The sequence below is a fragment of the Actomonas spartinae genome (assembly GCF_051209155.1).
Classification (GTDB): Bacteria; Verrucomicrobiota; Verrucomicrobiia; order Opitutales; family Opitutaceae; genus Actomonas.
Window position 1 is genome coordinate 1,307,772 of sequence record NZ_JBPJGB010000002.1, and the last position, 18,558, is coordinate 1,326,329.

14 protein-coding genes are annotated in these 18,558 nt (G+C 64.8%); 10 read left to right on the top strand and 4 right to left on the bottom strand.

Annotation, left to right across the window (positions count from 1 at the left end; all coding sequences use genetic code 11):
- Nucleotides 1–32 precede the first annotated feature (32 nt).
- Complete coding sequence (locus tag AC0MRV_RS13070; protein WP_472764924.1) at nt 33–6,659, bottom strand: PEP-CTERM sorting domain-containing protein; 6,627 nt, start codon at nt 6,657–6,659, stop codon at nt 33–35.
- A 238-nt stretch (nt 6,660–6,897) separates the two neighbouring features.
- Between AC0MRV_RS13070 and aroB the strand changes: the two genes are divergently transcribed.
- The 4 genes from aroB to pdxA are packed head-to-tail and all read left to right on the top strand — an operon-like array spanning nt 6,898 to nt 10,318.
- Nucleotides 6,898–7,983, top strand: a complete 1,086-nt coding sequence (gene aroB / locus AC0MRV_RS13075) for a 3-dehydroquinate synthase (protein WP_472764925.1) — start codon at nt 6,898–6,900, stop codon at nt 7,981–7,983.
- A gap of 33 nt (nt 7,984–8,016) precedes the next feature.
- A complete protein-coding gene (locus AC0MRV_RS13080; protein ID WP_472764926.1) occupies nt 8,017–8,646 on the top strand; it encodes a hypothetical protein in 630 nt (209 codons plus the stop codon).
- 8 nt (nt 8,647–8,654) lie between these two features.
- Nucleotides 8,655–9,410, top strand: coding sequence for an acyl-ACP--UDP-N-acetylglucosamine O-acyltransferase (lpxA, locus tag AC0MRV_RS13085; RefSeq protein WP_472764927.1), 756 nt, complete (start codon nt 8,655–8,657; stop codon nt 9,408–9,410).
- The gene (gene pdxA, locus AC0MRV_RS13090; RefSeq protein ID WP_472764928.1) at nt 9,407–10,318 is read left to right on the top strand and encodes a 4-hydroxythreonine-4-phosphate dehydrogenase PdxA; all 912 of its coding nucleotides are present in this window, start codon (nt 9,407–9,409) and stop codon (nt 10,316–10,318) included. Before lpxA ends, pdxA begins: the two co-directional genes overlap by 4 nt.
- Here pdxA and AC0MRV_RS13095 read toward each other — a convergent pair.
- The gene (locus AC0MRV_RS13095; protein ID WP_472764929.1) at nt 10,301–10,900 is read right to left on the bottom strand and encodes a hypothetical protein; all 600 of its coding nucleotides are present in this window, start codon (nt 10,898–10,900) and stop codon (nt 10,301–10,303) included. The genes pdxA and AC0MRV_RS13095 overlap by 18 nt on opposite strands.
- Before the next feature lie 2 nt (nt 10,901–10,902).
- The gene (locus AC0MRV_RS13100; RefSeq protein ID WP_472764930.1) at nt 10,903–11,409 is read right to left on the bottom strand and encodes an RNA polymerase sigma factor; all 507 of its coding nucleotides are present in this window, start codon (nt 11,407–11,409) and stop codon (nt 10,903–10,905) included.
- 120 nt (nt 11,410–11,529) lie between these two features.
- On the opposite strand from AC0MRV_RS13100, the gene AC0MRV_RS13105 reads away from it, so the two are divergent.
- From AC0MRV_RS13105 to AC0MRV_RS13120, 4 genes are all read left to right on the top strand, one after another.
- Nucleotides 11,530–11,922: a HesB/IscA family protein gene (locus AC0MRV_RS13105; RefSeq protein WP_472764931.1), complete on the top strand. Its 393-nt coding sequence runs from the start codon at nt 11,530–11,532 to the stop codon at nt 11,920–11,922.
- A 109-nt stretch (nt 11,923–12,031) separates the two neighbouring features.
- Nucleotides 12,032–12,727 (top strand): translation initiation factor IF-3, encoded by a 696-nt coding sequence (gene infC, locus AC0MRV_RS13110; RefSeq protein WP_472764932.1) that lies wholly within the window; start codon nt 12,032–12,034, stop codon nt 12,725–12,727.
- 12 nt (nt 12,728–12,739) lie between these two features.
- Entirely contained in the window at nt 12,740–13,825 is a 1,086-nt protein-coding gene (locus tag AC0MRV_RS13115; protein ID WP_472764933.1) for an N-acetylmuramoyl-L-alanine amidase family protein, read from the top strand.
- Nucleotides 13,822–15,477, top strand: a complete 1,656-nt coding sequence (locus AC0MRV_RS13120; protein WP_472764934.1) for a TIGR03790 family protein — start codon at nt 13,822–13,824, stop codon at nt 15,475–15,477. The genes AC0MRV_RS13115 and AC0MRV_RS13120 overlap by 4 nt, the downstream gene beginning before the upstream one ends.
- Nucleotides 15,478–15,535: 58 nt before the next feature.
- On the opposite strand, the gene AC0MRV_RS13125 is transcribed toward AC0MRV_RS13120, so the two are convergent.
- Entirely contained in the window at nt 15,536–16,180 is a 645-nt protein-coding gene (locus AC0MRV_RS13125; protein ID WP_472764935.1) for a ClpP family protease, read from the bottom strand.
- Between the two features lie 187 nt (nt 16,181–16,367).
- Here AC0MRV_RS13125 and AC0MRV_RS13130 point away from each other — a divergent pair, with 187 nt between their 5' ends.
- Nucleotides 16,368–16,877: a hypothetical protein gene (locus tag AC0MRV_RS13130; RefSeq protein ID WP_472764936.1), complete on the top strand. Its 510-nt coding sequence runs from the start codon at nt 16,368–16,370 to the stop codon at nt 16,875–16,877.
- Between the two features lie 233 nt (nt 16,878–17,110).
- Nucleotides 17,111–18,487 carry a GntP family permease gene (locus AC0MRV_RS13135; RefSeq protein WP_472764937.1) on the top strand — a complete coding sequence of 459 codons (1,377 nt, stop codon included), beginning with the start codon at nt 17,111–17,113 and terminating at the stop codon, nt 18,485–18,487.
- The last annotated feature ends 71 nt before the right edge of the window (nt 18,488–18,558 follow it).

Genomic DNA, 18,558 nt, shown 5'->3' on the forward strand with positions numbered 1-18,558 from the left:
GGCGGAGAAGGGCCCCGGAGCGGGTGGGGCGCTCAAGCGGCGCGGCGGCGCCGGTAGAGCTGGACCACGACGATTCCCAAGCCGGTGATCATGAGCGCCCAGGTGGAGGGCTCGGGGACCGGGGTGAACTCGAAGTTGGAAAGGATGACGCTGTTGGGGTCGAAGAGGCTGGAGGCGCCGTAGTTGACGGTGAAGCCGCCCATGCCGCCGTCGACGTGGGTCCAGAGCTGGCCGCCGTTGGCGACGTTGTCGAATTGGCCGAGCAGATTGTTCGCGGTGTAGAGCGTGAACATGTCGGTCGAAATTGGATCGAGCGTGGTGAGGAAAGACAGCTCGAGGTCGCCGGCGAGGGTGAGGGTGCCGGTGACGGTGGTGAGGTCCGCGCTCAGCACGCCGGCGCTGACTTCATCGATTTCGAAGAAGGAGGAGGCGCCGCTGAGGAGGGTGAGGTCGCCGTCGATGGTGAGACTGCCGACGGAGGCGCCGGGCGAGACGGTGCCGCCGGTGCTGATGTCGGCCGTGATGGTGCCGTTGCCGGCGAGGACGGTGCTCTTGGGCAGCGCGAGCGGGGCGGCGAAGGTGACCTGCCCGCCGTTGGCCACACCGATCGAACCGCCGTCGAAGGTGAAAGTGTCGGCGAAATGCAGAATGCCGCTGCCGGAGAAGACGGTGCCCGCATTGGTGACGGGCACGTCGATCGTGGCGGTGCCGCTGCCGGCGACCTTGCCGATCACGCCGTTGTTTTGGATGTCAAAATCGTTGGTGGCGGAGCTGACGGTGCTGTCGCTGACGATGAAAAAGGCGCCGTTGTTGGTGAGGGTCACGCCCGAGCCGGTCAGGTCGCTGCCCTGCAGGGCGAGCTGGCCATCCACGGTGAAGTCCCGGTTGAGGTGGTAGGTTTGCGCGGTGGCCAGGGCGAGCAGGCCGTCTTCGCCGATCGTCGTGGTGCCATTGGCGTCGAATTCGCCACCGAGCCAAGTGATGTTGCCGGACAGGGTGTGCGTGCCGGTGTAGGTGCCGGAGCGAAACTGCGCGGCCGGGCCGAAGGTGACGGCGCCATCGATCGTGTAGGTGCCGCCGTCGAGCACGAGGCTGCCGCCGTTGCTGACGACCGTGCCGTCGCCGAAGGTGAAGTCGTGGTTGAGGTTGAGGGTGGTGCCGGCCCAGAGGTCGAAGGTGCCGCCATCCGAGGTGCCGGGGGCATTGAAATCGACGGAGCCGGTGTGAACCTCGAAGCGGCCGTCGATCGTGACCGGCACGTCGAAGGCGGTGGTGCCGGTGCCACCGGTTTTGCGGAACTGGCCGGTCTTTTGCAGCGTGAACGCGCCAGGGGTGCCGGTGGCGGAGCCGAAGGCGTCATCCGATTCCGCGAACATGAGTCCCGCAATATTGAAACCGCCGCCCGCATTGGCGAACAGCGAACCGCCCCGCCAGGTCAACTGACTGCTGGCATCGACGGAGAAGAGGGTCGTGCCGAAGTCGAGCGAAACGGGGTTCAACCGACCGTTGGCCCCGTCGACCAAGTCGATGGTCGCGCCGGAGGACAGGGTGGCATCGTCGAGGCGGAACTCGCGGGAGAGGGTGAGGGCGGTGGTGTTGAGGTGGCCCTCGATGAGGTGGAGGTCGACCTCGAGCCGACCGTTGAGGTTGAGTTGGCCGCCGAGTTGAACCAACGCGCCGTCGCCGCTGAAGATGCCGGCGTCGGAGATGGAGGTGGTGCCGGCATCGACGCGGAATTCGGTGTCGGCGCCGAGCAGGATGTCCGAAGACGCGTCGAAGGTGGAGTTCTCGTAGAGGCTGAGTTGACCGCCCTGCAGGTCGATCGTGCCGGTGTTGGTGAACGGCACGCGGATGGCGAAGCTGCCCGTATTGGCGCTGAGTTGCAGGGTGCCGTCGTTGCTGAAAGTCGGAACCGCGCTGAGGGCTGAAACGGTGAGACCGTTGGAAAGCCCCGCCAGGCTGGCGAAGTCGGCGTAGGCCAGATTGGCAAACAGTGCGTTGACCGTGATGGTGCCTTGGTTGGCCAAGGAGTTGGACAGGCCGAGGGTGAGGTCACCGCTCAGCCAGTCCATCGCGCCGCCGGAGGCGATGGTGAGTCCGGTGCCGTCGAGCGACAGGCCGGACGCGGCATCGAGGATGAGCAGGCCGGAGTTCGCGACGTCGAGGGAATGCCCGAATTCGAACCCGTCGGTGGCAAACTCCAGGATGCCGGCCACGGCCACGTCGCCGTGCAGCATGCCGCCGTCGACGATGAGTTCGGCGTCGAGGGTGCCGGGAGCGTCGAGAGTGCCGCCTTCGACGCGGAACGTGCCGTTGCCCTGCAGGGTGCCGAGATCCACGAGGCTGGTGTCGGAGTTGAAAACGAACTCTCCGCCGGTCGTGCCGGCGATCACCGCGTCCGCGCCAAAGGCGCCACCACCGAGCAGGATCACCCGACCGGAGTTGGTGAAGAAGTCGCCATCGGATTCAAAGGGCACATAGATCGAGACCGTGCCGTCGCCGCGGTGCCAGATTGTGCCCGCCGCGAGGTTCTTGAGGTAGCCCATCGAGCCGGTGTTGGTGCGGATGGCGAAGTCGGCGGCGGTCAGATTGGGATCGAAGTCGAGGGTGCCGGAGTTTTCGAAGATGCTGCCGTTGTCGAGGTTCAGGTCTCCATCGACGAGGGAGGCGCTGCCTTGGTTGTCGACGGTGCGATCGGAGAAGACGTTGCCGCTGCCATGGGCCAGCACGAGGGAGCCTGATGGAGCGATCGTGGTGGTACCGCCCTCGCCGACTTTGCCGCCCTCGATGGTGAGAGTGCCGTTGATCTGCTGGGTGCCATCGAGGGTGCCGGAGGCGAGCACGAAGTTGCCGTCGACGTCGGCGTTGAGGGTGAAGGACGAGCCATTGGCGACGTGATCACCTTCGCCCGAGAGCACGGCGCCGGTGTCCACGTTGAAGGTGCTTCCATACGTGACTTGGGAACCGGCGGCGACGTCGATGCTGCCGGTGGGGCCGACATGACCGCCGTCGTTGAAGGCGAGATCGCCGTCGTAGATTTCGATGGTGCCGTGGTTTGTCAGGGCAACGTCGAAGGTGGTGAGGCCGGTGCCCCGCTTTTCGAAAACGCCGGTCTCGTCGTTGAGGAAGATGCCGGGGGTGCCGAAACTACTGCGGATGCGCTGGTCGGAGTTGGTCTGTTCGATCCAGGTGCCGTCGTTGTTGATGCCACCCAAATTGTTCAGCAGAAAGTCGCCGCTGAGCCACTGCACCTCGCCGTCGTTGTTGAAGAGTTGGGCATTGATCTGGTTGGTGGTGGCGTCGAAGAAGAACGTGGAACCCACCGCGTTGGTGGTGGTGCCAAAGGAAGAACCGTCGCCGAGCGCGCCGCCGCTCAGCGTGGCGTCCGCATGAAAGGTGTGGAGTCCAACGAGGGTGCCGCCGGTGAGGGTGAAGTTGGGCACTGCGATGTCGCCGAAGATCGACACGAGTCCCTGCTGAAGCTTCACGAGACCGGAGCCGGTCAGGCTCATGCCATTGGTGAAATCATAGTCGTTGTTGAAAACGAGTTCGGCGCCACTCGCGACGTTGAAGGAGCCGACGGAGCTGGTGCTGCCGGCCCCGGACAGCAGCAGGGTGCCGCTCTGCACGTCGATGAGGCCGTCGTTAAAAAGCTGCACTGCGAACTCGGTGGTGCCTTCGCCGTTCTTCTCGTAGGTGCCGGTGTTGGAGTAGGAGGTGGGGGAGCCGCTGGAGACGCGGATCTTGTGGGTCTCGCCGGCGCCGGCGGCGGTGTCGGTCCAGGTGCCGTGATTGAACACAGACGTGCTGGTGTTGAGGAGCAGGTCACCGTCGGTCCACTCAACCTCGCCATTGTTGGTGAAGAAGGTGCCGACGAGGGTGTTGCCGCTCGGGTCGTTGATGGTGAAGAGCGACTCGGTGTCGTTGGTCAGCGCGGCGAATTGCAGGTTGCCGCCGTTCCAGCTGGCGCCGTTGGCGAAGGTGATCGTGCCGTTGAGGTTGCCGCCGTTGATGGTGAAATCGGGGACGTTGACGGTGCCGTTGAGGGAGAGGGTGCCGGCTTCGAGCAGGACTTGGCCGGAGCCGGTGAGGCTGCTGGCGTCGCCGATTTCGTAGTCGTTGGTGAAGGCGAGCTCGGAGCCGCCGTCGACGAACAGGGTGCCGCCGGTGTAGGTGCTGCCGCCGCCGGCAAGGACCAGGCGACCTGAGTTCACGTTGAGGGTGCCGTCGTTGAGGAAGGTGACGTCCAGAATGGTCTCGCCGTCGCTGTCCTTGTTGTAGGAGGCGCCGAGGTAGTTGACGAATTGGGCGCCGCTGCCGGAGGAGGTGCGGATGCGGTGGCTTTCGCCGACGCCGGCGGCGGTGTCATCGAAGTCGGCTTGGTTGGAGATCCAGGAACCGTTGTTGAGCAGGATGTCGCCGTCGTTCCAGGCGATGACGTGGGAGCTGTCGAGGAAGTGGTTGTTGAGCGTGTTGCCGCTCGCGTCGTTGATGGCGAAGACGGAGTTGGGCTGGTTGTAGGTCGAGCCGTCCTGCAGGGTGCCGCCGTTCCAGTTGGCGCCGTTGAGGAAGGTGTGGGAGCCGGTGAGGATGCCGCCGTTGATGGCGAAGTCGGGGGAGCTGACGAAGCCGTCGAGCGTGAGGGTGCCGGAGTCGAGCGCGACGAGGCCGTCGCCGAGCAGGCCAACCGCGTCGGTGATCGCGTAGTCGGCGGTGAAGCGGAGAGCGGCGCCATTGGCGACGTCGAAGGTGGCGAGGCTGGACGCGGTGCCGTTGCCGCTGAGGATGAGGGTGCCGTTGTTCACCACGACCGCGCCGTCGTTGTAGAAGTCGACCGCGATCTCGGTCGTGCCGGCGCTGTCCTTGGTGTAGGTGTTTTGGTTGCTGAAGTAGGCGTCGGTGCCGGCGGAGGTGCGGATCTTGTGCGTTTCACCGGAGTCGGTGGCCTGGTCGTTCCACGAGCCGTCGTTGGTGATGGAGCTGCCGTTGTTGAGCAGGATGTCGCCGTCGTTCCAGGTGACCTGGCCGTTGTTGATCAGGTGGTGATTGTCGAGGGTGTTGCCGCTGGGGTCGTTGATCGACATCGCCGAGTCACCGGTATTGTGGGTGGTGCCGGCGCTGCCGAGGATGCCGCCGTTCCAGACCAGGCCGGCGTTGAAGCTGTTGATGCCCACCAGCGTGCCGCCATCGATCGTGAAGTCCGGTGCGTTGACGGTGCCGTTCATCGTGAGCGTGCCGGCGGCGAGGGTGAACTGGCCGCCACCCAGCAGGTCGAGGGCCTCCTCGACGACAAAGTCGTTGTCGAAGACGACGGTCGTGCCGGTGTTGGCGGTGAGCGAGGCGCCATTGCGGTTGGTGCCGGTGCCATCGAGCACGAGCGTGCTGCCGTCGTGGAGCGCCACCGCGCCCTGGTTTTCGAACGCAACGGCGAACTTGCTCGTGCCGCCGCCGGCCAAGGTGTAGGTCGCGCCGGATTCGTTGAGGAAGGACCCGGTCGCGCCGGAGGAGGTGCGAACGGAGTGGGTCTCGCCGGGATCGGCCGCGTTGTCCTCGAGGGTGCCGCGGTTGGTGAAGGTCGTGCCGGCGTTGAGCAGGATGTCTCCATCGTTCCAATACACGGTGCCCTGGTTCGTGAAGCTGTGGCCGGTGAGGGTGTTGCCGGCGGCGTCGTTGATTTCGAAGGAAGAGGTGAGGTCGTTGAGCGTGGAGCCGTTCTTGATCTCGCCGCCGTTCCACTGGAAACCGTTGGCGAAGGTGTGGTCGCCGGTGAGCGCGCCGCCGTCCATTCGGAAGGTGACGGTCGCAATGCCGTCCAGCGTGAGGGTGCCGCTGGAAAGCAGGTAAAGGCCGCTGCCGCTGAGCCCCCCGGCGTCGGCGATGGAGTAGGATTGGCTGAAGTAGATCGAGGCACCGCTGGCGACATTGATGGTGCCGGAGGCCGACATGGTGCCGCCGCCGTCGATGATGAGGAAACCGTCCTCGACGAAAAGGGCGCCATCGTTGTTGAAGATGTCGTCGAATCCGGAGCCGAGTGAGCCCTGTTTGCGGAAGATGCCGGTGCTCAGATTGTTGAAGGTGCCGATCGAGCCACTGGAGTGGCGGATGCGGGCGTCGACGACCGCGTTCCACGTGCCGGCGTTGTTGATGACGGAGGCGTTGTTGAGCAGGATGTCGCCAGACAACCAGTTTACGGTGGCGTCGTCTTGCGTCTCCAACACGGCATTGGAGAGCGTGCCGGCGGTGCTGTGGTTGATATTCAGGGTCGCGCCGGTGCCGACGACGAGAGTCAGGTCGTCAATCGTGCCGCCGGTCCACTCGGAGTCGAAGGAACCGCCAATGAGGGTGAGCACGTCATCCACAACGGGTTCGAGATCGATGGATTCGTCGTAACCGGTAAGGTCGCCGCCGCCGAGGCGGAGTTCGCCCACGGACTCGTTGCCGGAGATCTGCAGCACGCCGCTGTTGATGATGGCGCGGTCGCTGGGGCCGGGCACGTTTTCGGGCGTGCCGCCGCCGTCGTTCTCCCACGAGCCGGTGTCCTTCCACTTACCGTTACCGTTGGTTTTGTTGAGGCTGTTGCCCTGCGCCCAAGCGGAGCTCAAAGCGCAGCATGCGCAAAGGGCGGCGACGAGCAGATGTCGCGAACGAGGGAGTCGCATTGAAGTGTTCAAAGTGGGAGTGGGGAGTTCAGCCTGTTTTGGGCCAGGCGCACGCGTGATCGCGAGTTTCGCGATGGAAGCGGCTCCGTCGAGTGTAACTGCCAAAGATTGGCACAAAAGGTGTAAAAATTTTGCGAACAAGATGGGGGAGGGACAAACGGGTGGAGCCGTTCGGAAATACGGGCGGGGGAGCGGTCCCCGGATTGACCCGGTGCTTGGGCTGACCTTTAACGCGGTCATGGTCGACCAGTTCACCGTCAATCTCGGCAACCGCAGTTATCCGATTCAGTTCGGCGGGGACCTTGCGGAGGTCATCGCGGCGGAGGTCGCGTCGCTGCGGGCGGCGGGTCGAAAAGTTGCGGTCGTCACGGACGAGGCGGTGGCGACGGCGCAGGCGGAGGCTTTGGCCCGTATGTTTGGCGATGCGCCGCGCTTCACGGTGGCGCCGGGGGAGGGGGCGAAATCGGCGCGGGTGATCGCCGAGTTGTGGGAGTTTTTGGCCGCGCAAAAATTGGACCGGGGCGGGGTGGTGATCGCCTGCGGCGGCGGGGTGGTTGGCGACCTGGCCGGGTTTGCGGCGGCGAGCTACCTGCGCGGGGTGGCCTTTTATCAGGTGCCCACGACTTTGCTGGCCATGGTCGACAGTTCGGTGGGGGGGAAGACCGGCATCAATCTGGCAGCGGGCAAGAACCTCGTCGGCGCGTTTCATCAGCCCCGAGCGGTGTATGTGGCGACCGACCTGCTCGGCACCCTGCCGGCGCGCGAGTTTGCGGCGGGCATGGCGGAGGTGATCAAATACGGCTTGCTGGGAGACGCGGAGCTCTACGCGGATCTGGCGGCGACGCCCTTGGTCCGGGGGAGCGATCGGATCGCCGCGGTGGTGCGGCGGTGTTGCGCAGCGAAGGCGCGGGTGGTGGAGGCCGACGAGTTCGAAACGGCCAAGTCGGGAGGGCGGGCACTGCTCAACCTCGGCCACACCTTTGCCCACGCGATCGAGAAGGTCGCGGGTTACGGGGTTTACCTGCATGGCGAGGCGGTCGCGATCGGCTTGGCGGCGGCGGCGCGTTTGTCGCGGTCGCTGGGCCTGGTCGACGACGTGGTGGTTGCGAGCGTGGAAGCGACGGTCGCCGCGCATGCTTTGCCGGTGGCCTTGCGCGGTGAGTTCGCAGTCGAGGCCTTGGTCGCGGCGATGGCGCAGGACAAAAAAGTGCGGGCGGGGCGGCTGCGCTTCGTGGTGCTGGAGGCCGTGGGACGGGCGGCGACACGGGACGAAGTGGACCTCGAGCTCGTGCGGGCGATTTGGCGCGAAGTCGGCGCGGCGTGATTTGCGTGGCTTCGGCGGCTCGAGCGGGTTTGCATGCCGAACATGTCGGCGATCGACGAAGGCATTGTTCGCGAGTATTTTGAGCAGAACGGCTTCCTCGTGCGGCAGGTGCGCAAGTATCAGGTGCAGTCCCGCAGGAAGCACTCCGAGGAGGAGATCGACCTGCTGGTCTACAATCCGACCTGGCAGCGCGGATCGCGGCGACCGGACTTCTTCCTGTTTTCATCGGAGTTGCCCTTCGTGCATCGGGCGGTGGTGGCGGTGAAGCCGTGGCACACCGGGGTGTTTTCCGCCGCGACGCTCAAGGGATCGCCGGAGATCCTGCGCTTCCTGGAGGAGGAAGTGCTGAAGCAGGTGCCCAAACTGTTTCCGGCGGAGGCCGACGCGGAGCTGGGGGACGAGCCGACGAAGATCCTCGTGTTGCCGGGACTGCCGACCCAGGAGCCCTATCGCTCGCAGAGCGTGGCGCTGCTGCAGGAGCGGGGCGTCGATGGCATCATCTCGTTTCGCGCCATGTTGCTCGACCTGATCGAGAAGGTGGAGGTGAACCGAAACTACCGGAAGAGCGACACCCTGCAGGTGATCCGCCTCCTGAAGAACTACGAGTTGTTGCGCGATGGGCAGCTCGATCTCTTGACGGGGGACCGTCGGTCGAAGCATTAGGTCATGTCATGGGAACATTGATACATCCGGGCGCGCACGTGGATTCGGCCGCGGCCCTGGGCGAGGACGTCGAGGTGATGCCGGGCGCAGTCGTGACGCGCTGGGCGCAGATTGGCGATCGCACCGTGGTGCACCCGGGGGCGGTTATCGGCGGGGATCCGCAATACCTCGCCTTCAAACGCGAGATGCCCACGTGGGTGCGGGTCGGGGCGGACTGTGTGCTACGCGAGGGGGTGACGCTGAATCGGTCGATCTATGAGGACCAAGCCACGGAGATCGGCGACCGTTGTTTTTTCATGGCCAACTCGCATGCGGGCCACGATGCCCGCGTCGGCGATGATGTGGTGTTGGCCAACGGTGCGTTGTTGGCCGGGCACGTGGATGTGGGTGAGTTCACTTTCATCGGGGGAAACGCGGCGGTGCATCAATTCTGCCGCATCGGACCGGTTGTGATGGTGGGTGGACTGTCTCCGATTTCCGCGGACGTGCCGCCTTTCTGCATGGTGGCGGATCGGAACGAAATCGCGGGGTTGAACTTGGTCGGACTCAAACGCCGGAGCTGGCCGCGTGAAGCGATGCGGGAGGTGAAGGAAGCGTTTCGCGCGGTGATGCGCCCGAGTGGAAACATGCGCGTCATCGCGGCGGACTTGTTGCCCAAGGCCGAAACGGAGCAAGCGCGGACCTTTCTCGCTTTCTTTGCGGAGGGAAAGCGAGCGATCGCGCGGCCGCGACGGGGGCGCGGCGACGGAGGCGACGGGGCATGAAACCCTTGGCAATCACCTGTGGTGACCCGGCCGGCGTGGGACCGGAGATCATTGCGCGTTGGCTGGCGGAGAATCCGGCGGCAGCGGAGCGGGTGACCGTGATCGGACCGGCGGGGTGGCTGGAGGAGCTGCCGCGGTCCGGGGGCAAGCAGGCGGTGGGACCGGCCGACTACACGGCCGTCGCCGGAAAGCCCGACGCGGTGGGGGCGCGTTTGGCTTGGAGTGCGATGGAGGTGGCCGCGGCGGGTTGTGCGCGCGGAGAGTTCAGCGGCGTGGTCACCGGACCGGTGAGCAAGGCGGAGCTCGCGGCGGTGGGATATCCGCATCCCGGGCAGACGGAATTTTTTGCGGCGGCTTGGGGCGGCGAACCGGTGATGGGGTTTCGCAGTGATCGGCTGCGGGTCGTGTTGGCGACGTGGCATCTGCCCCTGCGCGACGTGGCGGGCGCGCTTACGCCGGCGGTCTTGGAACGTGCGGTGCGCGCGGCGGCGGCGCTGGCGGCGGCGGATGATGTGGCGGCACCGCGGATCGCGGTCTGCGGGCTCAATCCGCATGCGGGCGAAGACGGCTTGTTGGGCGACGAGGAAGGGGAGTTCATCGATCCGGTGCTCGACGGATTGCGTCCGGAGTTTGGCGGACTGTCGCGGACCTTGCCGGGCGACACGGTTTTCGGTCGCGCGTTGCGGGGGGATTTCGACGTGGTGGTGGCGATGTATCACGACCAGGGACTCGCGCCGCTCAAGACGATCGATTTCGACAATGCGGCGAATGTCACGCTGGGCCTGCCGCATGTGCGCACGAGTCCGGATCATGGCACGGCGTTTGGCATCGCCGGGCAGGGGATCGCGAGCGCGACCAGTTTTGCGCGGGCGGTGGATCTGGCGTGGCGCTTAGCTGGCGAGCAATGAGCTGAGCGTGCGGTCCAGGTCGGCGACTTCGGGTTTGATGAAGGCGTGGGCGCGGTGGATGAGGAAGGCGCTGATGAAGATGAACAAGGCGGCGGCCATCACCACGCCTGACCAAGCGTTGCCCGGCGATTCGAAGCCGGCGGCGATCGATTGAAACTTGCTCAGGACGATGAGGCCGAGGAACGCCAGGTAAGTGGCGGGAATCCAAAGCGTGAGGGCGGAAATCTCCTGGCGTTTTTCTTTGAGCACCAGTTCGAGGCAGCGACGGGTGTCGTGTTTGAGCGCTTGGTAGCGTCGGTGGGCGCGATACAGCAATACCGCGCCGCCGAGGCAGATGAGGAGCGTGAGGCCGGGGATGAGCAACTCCCAGGCACTGTTGGCGAGGGTGCGCTCCGGCATGACGGCCACGCGGTGAAGTTGCAACGCGAGCCCGATCAAGTTGCCCAACAAACCGACAACGAGCAGCCAGGTATGGCGGCGAAAACTGCGTTGGGCTTGGTCGATCCGTTCGCGGGCCTGGTCGGCGGGGGAGGCGGAGGCGGTCTGGTTGCTCCAGGTGGTTTCGAGTTCTTCGAGGCTCATGCTTATTTGTCCTTCAGGTTGGCGGCCAGTTTTTGGCGGATGCGGGTGAGACGGGCGCCCACGTTGGTGGTGGTGATGCCGAGCGTGGCGGCGATCTCTTCGTAGTTGAATCCGTCGAGATGCAGCAGGATGAGCGCGCGCTCCGCTTTGTTGAGTTGCCGGATTTCGGCGTAAATGAGCGCGAGGCGGGGGTCCTCGCGCGCGGTGGTTTCGACCGGGACGTCGGCGGCGAGCTGTTCATGGCGGCGACGGGTCGCGCTCTCCTTGCGCACCCACGAAATCGCGCGGTTGAGCGCGATGCGGTAGATGTAGGTGGAGGCCTTGCTGCCGGAGTGAAATCCCGGGATGGCGTGCCACAGCGCCAGTTGGATTTCCTGCAACAGGTCTTCGCGATCGGCCGCACGATCGGCGTAGGAGCGAACGACCTTGTGCAGGATGCCGGGGTGGTCGGTCATCCATTGTTGAAAGGTTTCGTGCTGCTCTGGCCGGGTCATCGTGGTTTGCCTCATGAGGCGCAACGGCGGGGCGATTCCTTACACAAAATCGTCAAAAACCGAGACCTATGGGCGGAACGGATGGGGAAGGTCGCTTGATTTGTGCGCGGAGCGCCCGATAGTCTGCGGCTGTTCATGTCAATCGACACCGCCACGCCACCACCGCCGGCCGCACCTCTCGAAGGGGTGCGGGAAGGCAACGAGAACCTGGTGCGCCTCACCGAGGCCGCCGGGACGAAGGTGGCTGCGTTGATCGCCCGCGAAGCGCAGGGCGAGTTCCTGCGCGTCGCGATCACCGGCGGTGGCTGCAATGGCCTGAGTTACAAACTGCGTTTCGTGCGCGAACCGCGTCGGGGTGACATCCTGGTGTGTTCCGCCGGAGTGCAGGTGCTGGTCGACCCCAAGACCGCCCTCTACCTGAAGGGCACCGAACTGGACTACTCGTCGAAACTTATCGCGGGTGGTTTCAAGTTCTCCAACCCCAACGCCAAAGCCAGCTGCTCCTGCGGCGAGAGCTTCAGCGTATGACGGGTTTTTACCCCACCCATTCCCGCACGATCGGCGCGACTTCGTTGTTGTCTTCACCACTGGAGCGGGCGAAAAGCGTGACGATCTTCTCCGAGTTGAACCTTATTTGATGGCTACATCCTTTTCTTTTGGCGGCGGTAAACGCCGAGGCGGTCGTGGAAACTTCCGCCGCAATAACGATCCTTACGCCCACATCCGCCGCAATCAGCGGATCCGTGTTCCCCAGATCCGCGTGATCTCACCCGAGGGCAAACAGCTCGGTGTGCTGCAGACCGAGAAGGCGCTGCAACTGGCGCAACAGTTCAACCTCGATCTGGTCGAGGTGGCTCCCAATGCGAGTCCGCCCGTTTGCCGCATCATGGACTTCGGCAAATACGTCTACGAGGAGCAGAAGAAGTCGTCTCACTCGAAGTCGACCGCGTCGAAAATCAAGGAGGTGGAACTCTCCCCCCGCATCGACGATCACGACCTGATCACCAAGCTGCGCCACGCCGAGGAGTTCCTCAACGAAGGCGCCAAGGTGAAGCTGCGGCTGAAGTTCCGCGGTCGCGAAATGGCCCACACCGAAATCGGTTTCGAGGTGATGAAGCGCGCCATTGTCGAACTTGAGGGCATGGGCCACGCCGACAGCGAGCCCAAGCTCAACGGCCGTCAGATCAACGTGATGATGACGCCGCATCCGGCCAACAAGCGGAAGCTGAAGTATTACCACCCGAAACCCAAGGGGCCGGCGCCGGATGGGGCGAAGGCCCACGAGGCCGACGATCACGCCCCGACGGAGTCCCACGAGGACGCAGAGGCCTGAGTCGTGCCGGCCATGATGGGTTCATGGCTGCGATTTTTCCGTCCCGCCCTTGAACGGCGGGACGTGTTGTTTGGGGCCGCGCGCCAGGGCGGCCGCATCGCACTCCTCGCGTCGATCTGTCTGTTGGCACCCTCGCTGCGGGCGGAGGCGTTCCCGGCGGTCGGTGCACAGGCGACGGTCAAGGTCGGTGGAGTGAATTACCTCGATGCCGAGGCCTTTCTCGCCCGCTACAACCTGAAGGGGCAGTGGACCGAAACCCACCGCACGCTGCGCTTCGCCAGCGCGTGGACCAGGATCGAGTTCGAAGTAGATTCGCGCGAGATCACCTACAACGGCCGGCGGCTCTTCATGGGAGAGGGAACGATCCTGCGCGATGGCAAGCTTTGGATCGATCGCCTCGACGCCGAGAAATTGCTCGCGCCGCTGCTGCGTCCGGCGACCTATGCAAAGGCCGCCCGGCCGGTGCGACGCATCGTGATCGATGCCGGTCACGGTGGAAAGGACGGTGGCACCGCCAACCCCGCGCTCAAGCTGCAGGAGAAAACCTTCACGCTCGACGTGGCGAAACGACTGTCCGCATTGCTTTCGGCCCAGGGGTTTGAGGTGGTGATGACGCGGTCCGACGATCGTTACCTCGAGTTGGCCGAGCGGGCCCTGATCGGCCAGACCGAAGCGGCCGACCTGTTCGTGAGCGTGCATTTTAATGCCGCGGGCAATGCCAAGGTGCACGGCACCGAAACCTATGTGTTTACCCCGCGACACCAGCGCTCGACCTCAAGCAGCAAGGCCGATCCGTCGGACCACCACGAGGAGCTCGGCAACGCCAACGACGCGTGGAACGCGGTCTTGGGTTTCCAGGTCCACGATGCCCTGTGCGAGAAGCTGGACTCGATGGATCGCGGCTTAAAACGGGCCCGCTTTGCGGTGCTGCGTTTGGCCAAGTGCCCGGCGGTGCTGGTCGAGGCGGCCTACCTTTCCAACGAGACCGAGGCGCGCAAAGTCGCCACGGCCGCCTACCGGGCCGAGATCGCGCAGGCGATCGCCAACGGCGTGGTGGGCTACGCCAACCTGGTCCTCAGCACGCAGGCCGCGCGATGAAACGACGCCGGATTTTCGTTTGGCTCGCGCTGCTGGTTTCGCTCGGGCGGACGACTGTGGCCGCCCCGGTGGTCTTCGCTCCGGTCGATGACGAGGCCGCGCGGGTGGTCATCGTTGCGAATCTCAACGATCCCGACTCGGTGGAGCTGGCACGATTCTATGCCGATCGCCGCGCTATTCCGCGGGCCAACATCGTGGCGCTGCCCTTGCCGGCGGGAGAGGAGATCGATTGGCCAACTTACGTGCAGCAACTGCTCGAGCCGCTGCGCGCCTGGCTGATCGAGCACGACTGGCTGCAGGCCATCCCGATGGATCTGGTCGACGACGCGGGGCGGGTGCGCATGTCGATCTCCGGTCATCGTATCAGTTATTTGGTGACGTGTCGCGGCGTGCCCTTGAAGATCCGGCAGAGCAACGAGATTCCCGCCGATGTGCCGGAGACGACGATCAAGAGCCTGCAGACGAATCAGGCCGCGGTGGATTCGGAGCTGGCAGCGCTGGCCCTCAACGAGTCGCAGCGCCACGGTTTCGTGCGCAACGTCCTGTTTGGCAAGGCGACGCCCGACCTGTGGGACCGGGCGGCGGTGGTGCGCGTGGCGCGATTGGACGGCCCCAGTTTTCCGGCCGCGCGCAATCTCGTGAACGGTGCGCTCACGGCGGAGCGGAACGGTTTGATCGGGCGGGCGATCGTCGACCTCGGTGGTCCGCACCAACAGGGCGATACCTGGTTTGGGGAAGTTGCCGAGGAGCTGGCGGCGGCGCGCTGGTCCCTGCAGGTGGACCGCGAGAAGGCGGCGCTGGGACCGACGGCGCGGGCCGACGGGGTGGCGCTTTACTTCGGTTGGTATCAGGGCTCGATCGCGGGGCCGTTCGCGCCGGAGGCTTACGAGTTTGCGCCCGGAGCGATCGCCCTGCACCTGCACAGCTTTTCCGCGCGCTCGCTGCGCTCCTTCAACAACGGAGGTTGGGTGGCGCCGCTGGTGGGGCGAGGGGTCGCCGGCACCTTTGGCAACGTTTACGAACCCTACCTCGAATACACGCACCAGCCGCAGTTGATCCTGCGCGCGCTGGAGGGCGGCGCGACGCTGGGCGAGGCCGCCTATTATGCCATGCCGGTGCTGTCCTGGCAGGGCATCGTGGTGGGCGATCCGCTTTACCGTCCGATGACCCGTTCGGTTGCGCAACAATGGGAGAAGCGCGAGGCACTGCCCGGTCGTCTCGCGTCCTATGTGGGACTACGGCAAGTGGAGTCGCTGGCCGCCGCGCCGCTGGAGGACCGACTGGCTTTGGCCCGACGCATCATGGATGCCGATCCGTCCCTCGCTTTGGCGTATCGCATTGCGGAGTTGCAGGAAGAGAACGGCAACCGTCCGGGGGCGATCGAGGCCCTGGGCGTCGTGGCTTACATGCGGCGCGTGCGTGTCGACGAGTGGGGCTTGGTCGCGGAGATCGCGGAGCGCTTGAGCGCGTGGGGCGACACCGCGACGGCCTTTGCGGTGTGGCGGAATCTCTTGGCCCAGGACTTGCCGGAAACCCAACGCCTCGTCTGGCTGAAGGCCGGGGTCGCGGCGGCGCGGGCGGCCGACGAGTTCAATCAAGGCGCGGAATGGGAGCAGGCGATCATCATGCTCACCACCGACGTGAAGAAATAAAAAGCCCCGGGTCCGGGGAGGGACGCGGGGCTGAAAACCGAGAGTAGGCGAGGGGACCTCAGACGTTCTCGACGATCTCGTCGGCGAGGCCGTATTCGATCGCTTCCTTGGCGTTGAGATAGAAGTCGCGGTCGGTGTCCTGATTGATGCGCTCGATCGGCTGGCCGGAGGCATCGGCGAGGATTTGGTTCAGTTCCTCGCGTAGCTTTTCCATTTCCTGGGCCTGGATGTGAATGTCGGTTGCCGGACCGGTGAAGCGGCCGGAGATGAGCGGCTGGTGGATGAGCACACGGCTGTGCGGGTAGAGCAGGCGGCGACCCTTGGGCGCGCCGGAGAGCAGGATCGAACCCATGGAGGCAGCCATGCCGGTCACCACGACGGTGATGGGCGAGCTGATGAGCTTCATGGTGTCGTAGACGGCCATACCGGCGGTCACGGAGCCGCCCGGGCTGTTGAGGTAGAAGGTGATGTCCTTCCCCGGGCCGACGGCTTCGAGATAGAGCAGCTTTTCGGTGAGGTCCTTGGCGGAGGCGTCGGTCACGGCGCCCCACAGGAAGATTTTCCGCTGATCGAGGAACTTCTTTTGGATCAAAGCGGTGACGGGAGCGGGGCCCTTGGACGGCACGTCCTCGTCATCATCTTCGTCGTCGTCGAGACGCGGCGTGGGTTCTTTGAGGCCGGGTTGGAGATTCGAAAAATGCATGGAAGGCAAACGGTGGTAAGGGACGGCGGGTTTGGCAAGCGGCGGGAGAGGTCCGTCGCGATGGGTGGAACTACGTGGGGGCGCGCCCTGAGCAATGTCCGGGCATGGACCCGAGTGACGAATCGACCGGTTTCGCCTAAAGTTAAGCCACAACGAGACGTTCCACTTAGCTAACCCACTATCAGTCATGCGTGCATTCTCCAAACTCCTCCTTCTCTTGCTCGCAACGACTCTCCCGAGCCTTGCGAATGACCCGGTCACCGTTTCCGCCTCCAGTGCCATCAAAGTGGCCTGGGTTGAGCGTGGAGCGAGAGCCGGAAAAACCACCGACCTCCAGCGCACGTTCACCCCGGTATTCCGGTTGGCGCTGGAAGGTATCTACGGGGCCAGCACCGATGTGGTGTTCGTGCCCATGCGATCCAACGAAGCGGCGGACCAACTCCGCCGCAACGATGTCGACGCCGTGCTGCAATTTTCCGCGCACGTGTCGCGCAAGATCCGCAATAGCGGCTATCACATCCTCAAAGCCGAATCGGTCGTCGAGCCGGGGCGCTACGTGGCGTTCCTCGTGTTGCCTGAAGATCAGTCGACTTTGCAGGACCTGTTGGCCAACGCCTTCTCGGCCTCGATCAATTCCTACGATGTGCGGGAGTCGCTCGACGACACCCTGCCGTCGGTCGAGTTGGCGAGTTGGTAAACCGGCGAGGTTTCCGCCCGGCGGTCCCCCGGGGATACAGCGTTCAACGTTTTATCCTCCGGCCGGGGCAGTGACGGTTACGGCTTGGCCTTCGCGTTGAGGGCACCTAGGGCTTGGGGTGATTCGCCTTACCCCCCGACCATGATGCCCTTACCCCTGCTCCCCGGCGCGGCTTTGTCGCGCCGATTCGTTTCCGTTATTTCCGCCTGTCGCATTGAAGGGGAGGTGTCGCGATGAGCGCGGTGTTGGCTGCGACCGACGGCGCGCCGATTGGCGGTCCGATGTTTGCTTTGGCGGTGGGCGTCGCCTTTGTGGTGCTGAGCATCGCGAAATGGCGCATTCACCCCTTCTTTGCCCTCATGGGCGCGGCGATAGCCGTGGGCTTGGTGACCGCACTGGGGGGTTGGTCGGAGCTGACGCCGCTGCAGGCGGTGGGCAACGCGACGGCGGCACTGGGCCGATCGGCCGGTGGCATCGCCGTCATCATCGCCATGGCGGCCGTGATCGGCGAATGTCTCACCGTGAGCGGCGGCGCCGAACGGGTGGTGAACGCGCTGCTGAAAATGTGGGGCGAGAAGCGGGCGGGCATCGCTTTGTTGCTGGCCGGCCTGGTGTTGGCGATTCCGGTGTTTTTCGACACGGTCTTTTTGCTGCTCCTCCCGCTGGCGCGAGTCCTCGCAGTGCGCACCAAGAAGGACTATTTGTTTTATGTGATGGCCTTGTGCGCCGGTGGCGTGATCGCGCACAGCACGGTGCCGCCGACGCCCGGCCCCTTGTTGGTCGCGGAGGAACTCGGCCTCAGTATGGCGGTGGCGATCGGTGGTGGCTTGGCTTGCGCCGCGTTGCCGGCGATCGGTGCACTCGCCGTATCGCGTTGGTTGGCGGGACGGGTGCTCGTGCCGCAACCCACCGAGGAAAGCCATGAAGCCGCGGCGGCGGAACTGCCGTTGCCGGGTTTGTTCGGTTCGCTGCTCCCGGTGTTGTTGCCGCTGCTGATGATTGGCGCGGCTTCGGTCTATGGTCTGGCCAATGGCGGCGAGGTGCCGATGGGGCTGCAGTTCCTCGGCGACAAACACGTCGCGCTGGGCGCGGGCACGATCGCGGCTCTGCTGCTGGCGCTGCGGAGTGCGCGTGGCAAGGGCGAGACGTTGAACACCATGCTTGGTCGTCCGCTGGAGTTGGCCGGTCCCATCATCCTCATCACGGCGGCGGGCGGTGCCTTTGGCGCGATGTTGCGCGACGCCGGCATCGGCGAAGCGGTGACGGCGATGGCGGCTGGCCGTCAGCTCAACTTCGTGCTGCTCGGTTGGTTGCTCGCCGCCGTCGTGCGCGTGGCCCAGGGTTCGGCCACGGTGGCCATGATCACCGCGACCGGCATGTTGACGGCCGCCGCAGGCGAGACGGGCTTCGGGGTGAATCCGCTCTTCGTGTTCCTGGCGATCGGTTACGGCAGCGTGGTGCTGTCCTGGGCCAATGATTCCGGTTTCTGGCTCGTGAGCCGCATGTGCGGGTGGGACGAACGCACCACACTCAAGAGTTGGACGGTGGTTTTGTCGGCCGTCTCGATCTTCGGTTTGGTCGAAGTGCTGCTCCTTTCGATGGTCTTCTAAAAAGGGATCAGCGGACGCGGGACTGGCTGGGTGAATTTCGATTAGCTAAACTTTATGGCAATTCGCAGCAC

What these genes read in the sequence shown, in the direction of transcription:
- AC0MRV_RS13070 (WP_472764924.1), bottom strand. Translation starts at nt 6,659, where the DNA reads ATGCGACTCCCTCGTTCGCGACATCTGCTCGTCGCCGCCCTTTGCGCA.
- aroB (WP_472764925.1), top strand. Translation starts at nt 6,898, where the DNA reads ATGGTCGACCAGTTCACCGTCAATCTCGGCAACCGCAGTTATCCGATT.
- AC0MRV_RS13080 (WP_472764926.1), top strand. Translation starts at nt 8,017, where the DNA reads ATGCCGAACATGTCGGCGATCGACGAAGGCATTGTTCGCGAGTATTTT.
- lpxA (WP_472764927.1), top strand. Translation starts at nt 8,655, where the DNA reads ATGGGAACATTGATACATCCGGGCGCGCACGTGGATTCGGCCGCGGCC.
- pdxA (WP_472764928.1), top strand. Translation starts at nt 9,407, where the DNA reads ATGAAACCCTTGGCAATCACCTGTGGTGACCCGGCCGGCGTGGGACCG.
- AC0MRV_RS13095 (WP_472764929.1), bottom strand. Translation starts at nt 10,900, where the DNA reads ATGAGCCTCGAAGAACTCGAAACCACCTGGAGCAACCAGACCGCCTCC.
- AC0MRV_RS13100 (WP_472764930.1), bottom strand. Translation starts at nt 11,409, where the DNA reads ATGAGGCAAACCACGATGACCCGGCCAGAGCAGCACGAAACCTTTCAA.
- AC0MRV_RS13105 (WP_472764931.1), top strand. Translation starts at nt 11,530, where the DNA reads ATGTCAATCGACACCGCCACGCCACCACCGCCGGCCGCACCTCTCGAA.
- infC (WP_472764932.1), top strand. Translation starts at nt 12,032, where the DNA reads ATGGCTACATCCTTTTCTTTTGGCGGCGGTAAACGCCGAGGCGGTCGT.
- AC0MRV_RS13115 (WP_472764933.1), top strand. Translation starts at nt 12,740, where the DNA reads ATGATGGGTTCATGGCTGCGATTTTTCCGTCCCGCCCTTGAACGGCGG.
- AC0MRV_RS13120 (WP_472764934.1), top strand. Translation starts at nt 13,822, where the DNA reads ATGAAACGACGCCGGATTTTCGTTTGGCTCGCGCTGCTGGTTTCGCTC.
- AC0MRV_RS13125 (WP_472764935.1), bottom strand. Translation starts at nt 16,180, where the DNA reads ATGCATTTTTCGAATCTCCAACCCGGCCTCAAAGAACCCACGCCGCGT.
- AC0MRV_RS13130 (WP_472764936.1), top strand. Translation starts at nt 16,368, where the DNA reads ATGCGTGCATTCTCCAAACTCCTCCTTCTCTTGCTCGCAACGACTCTC.
- AC0MRV_RS13135 (WP_472764937.1), top strand. Translation starts at nt 17,111, where the DNA reads ATGAGCGCGGTGTTGGCTGCGACCGACGGCGCGCCGATTGGCGGTCCG.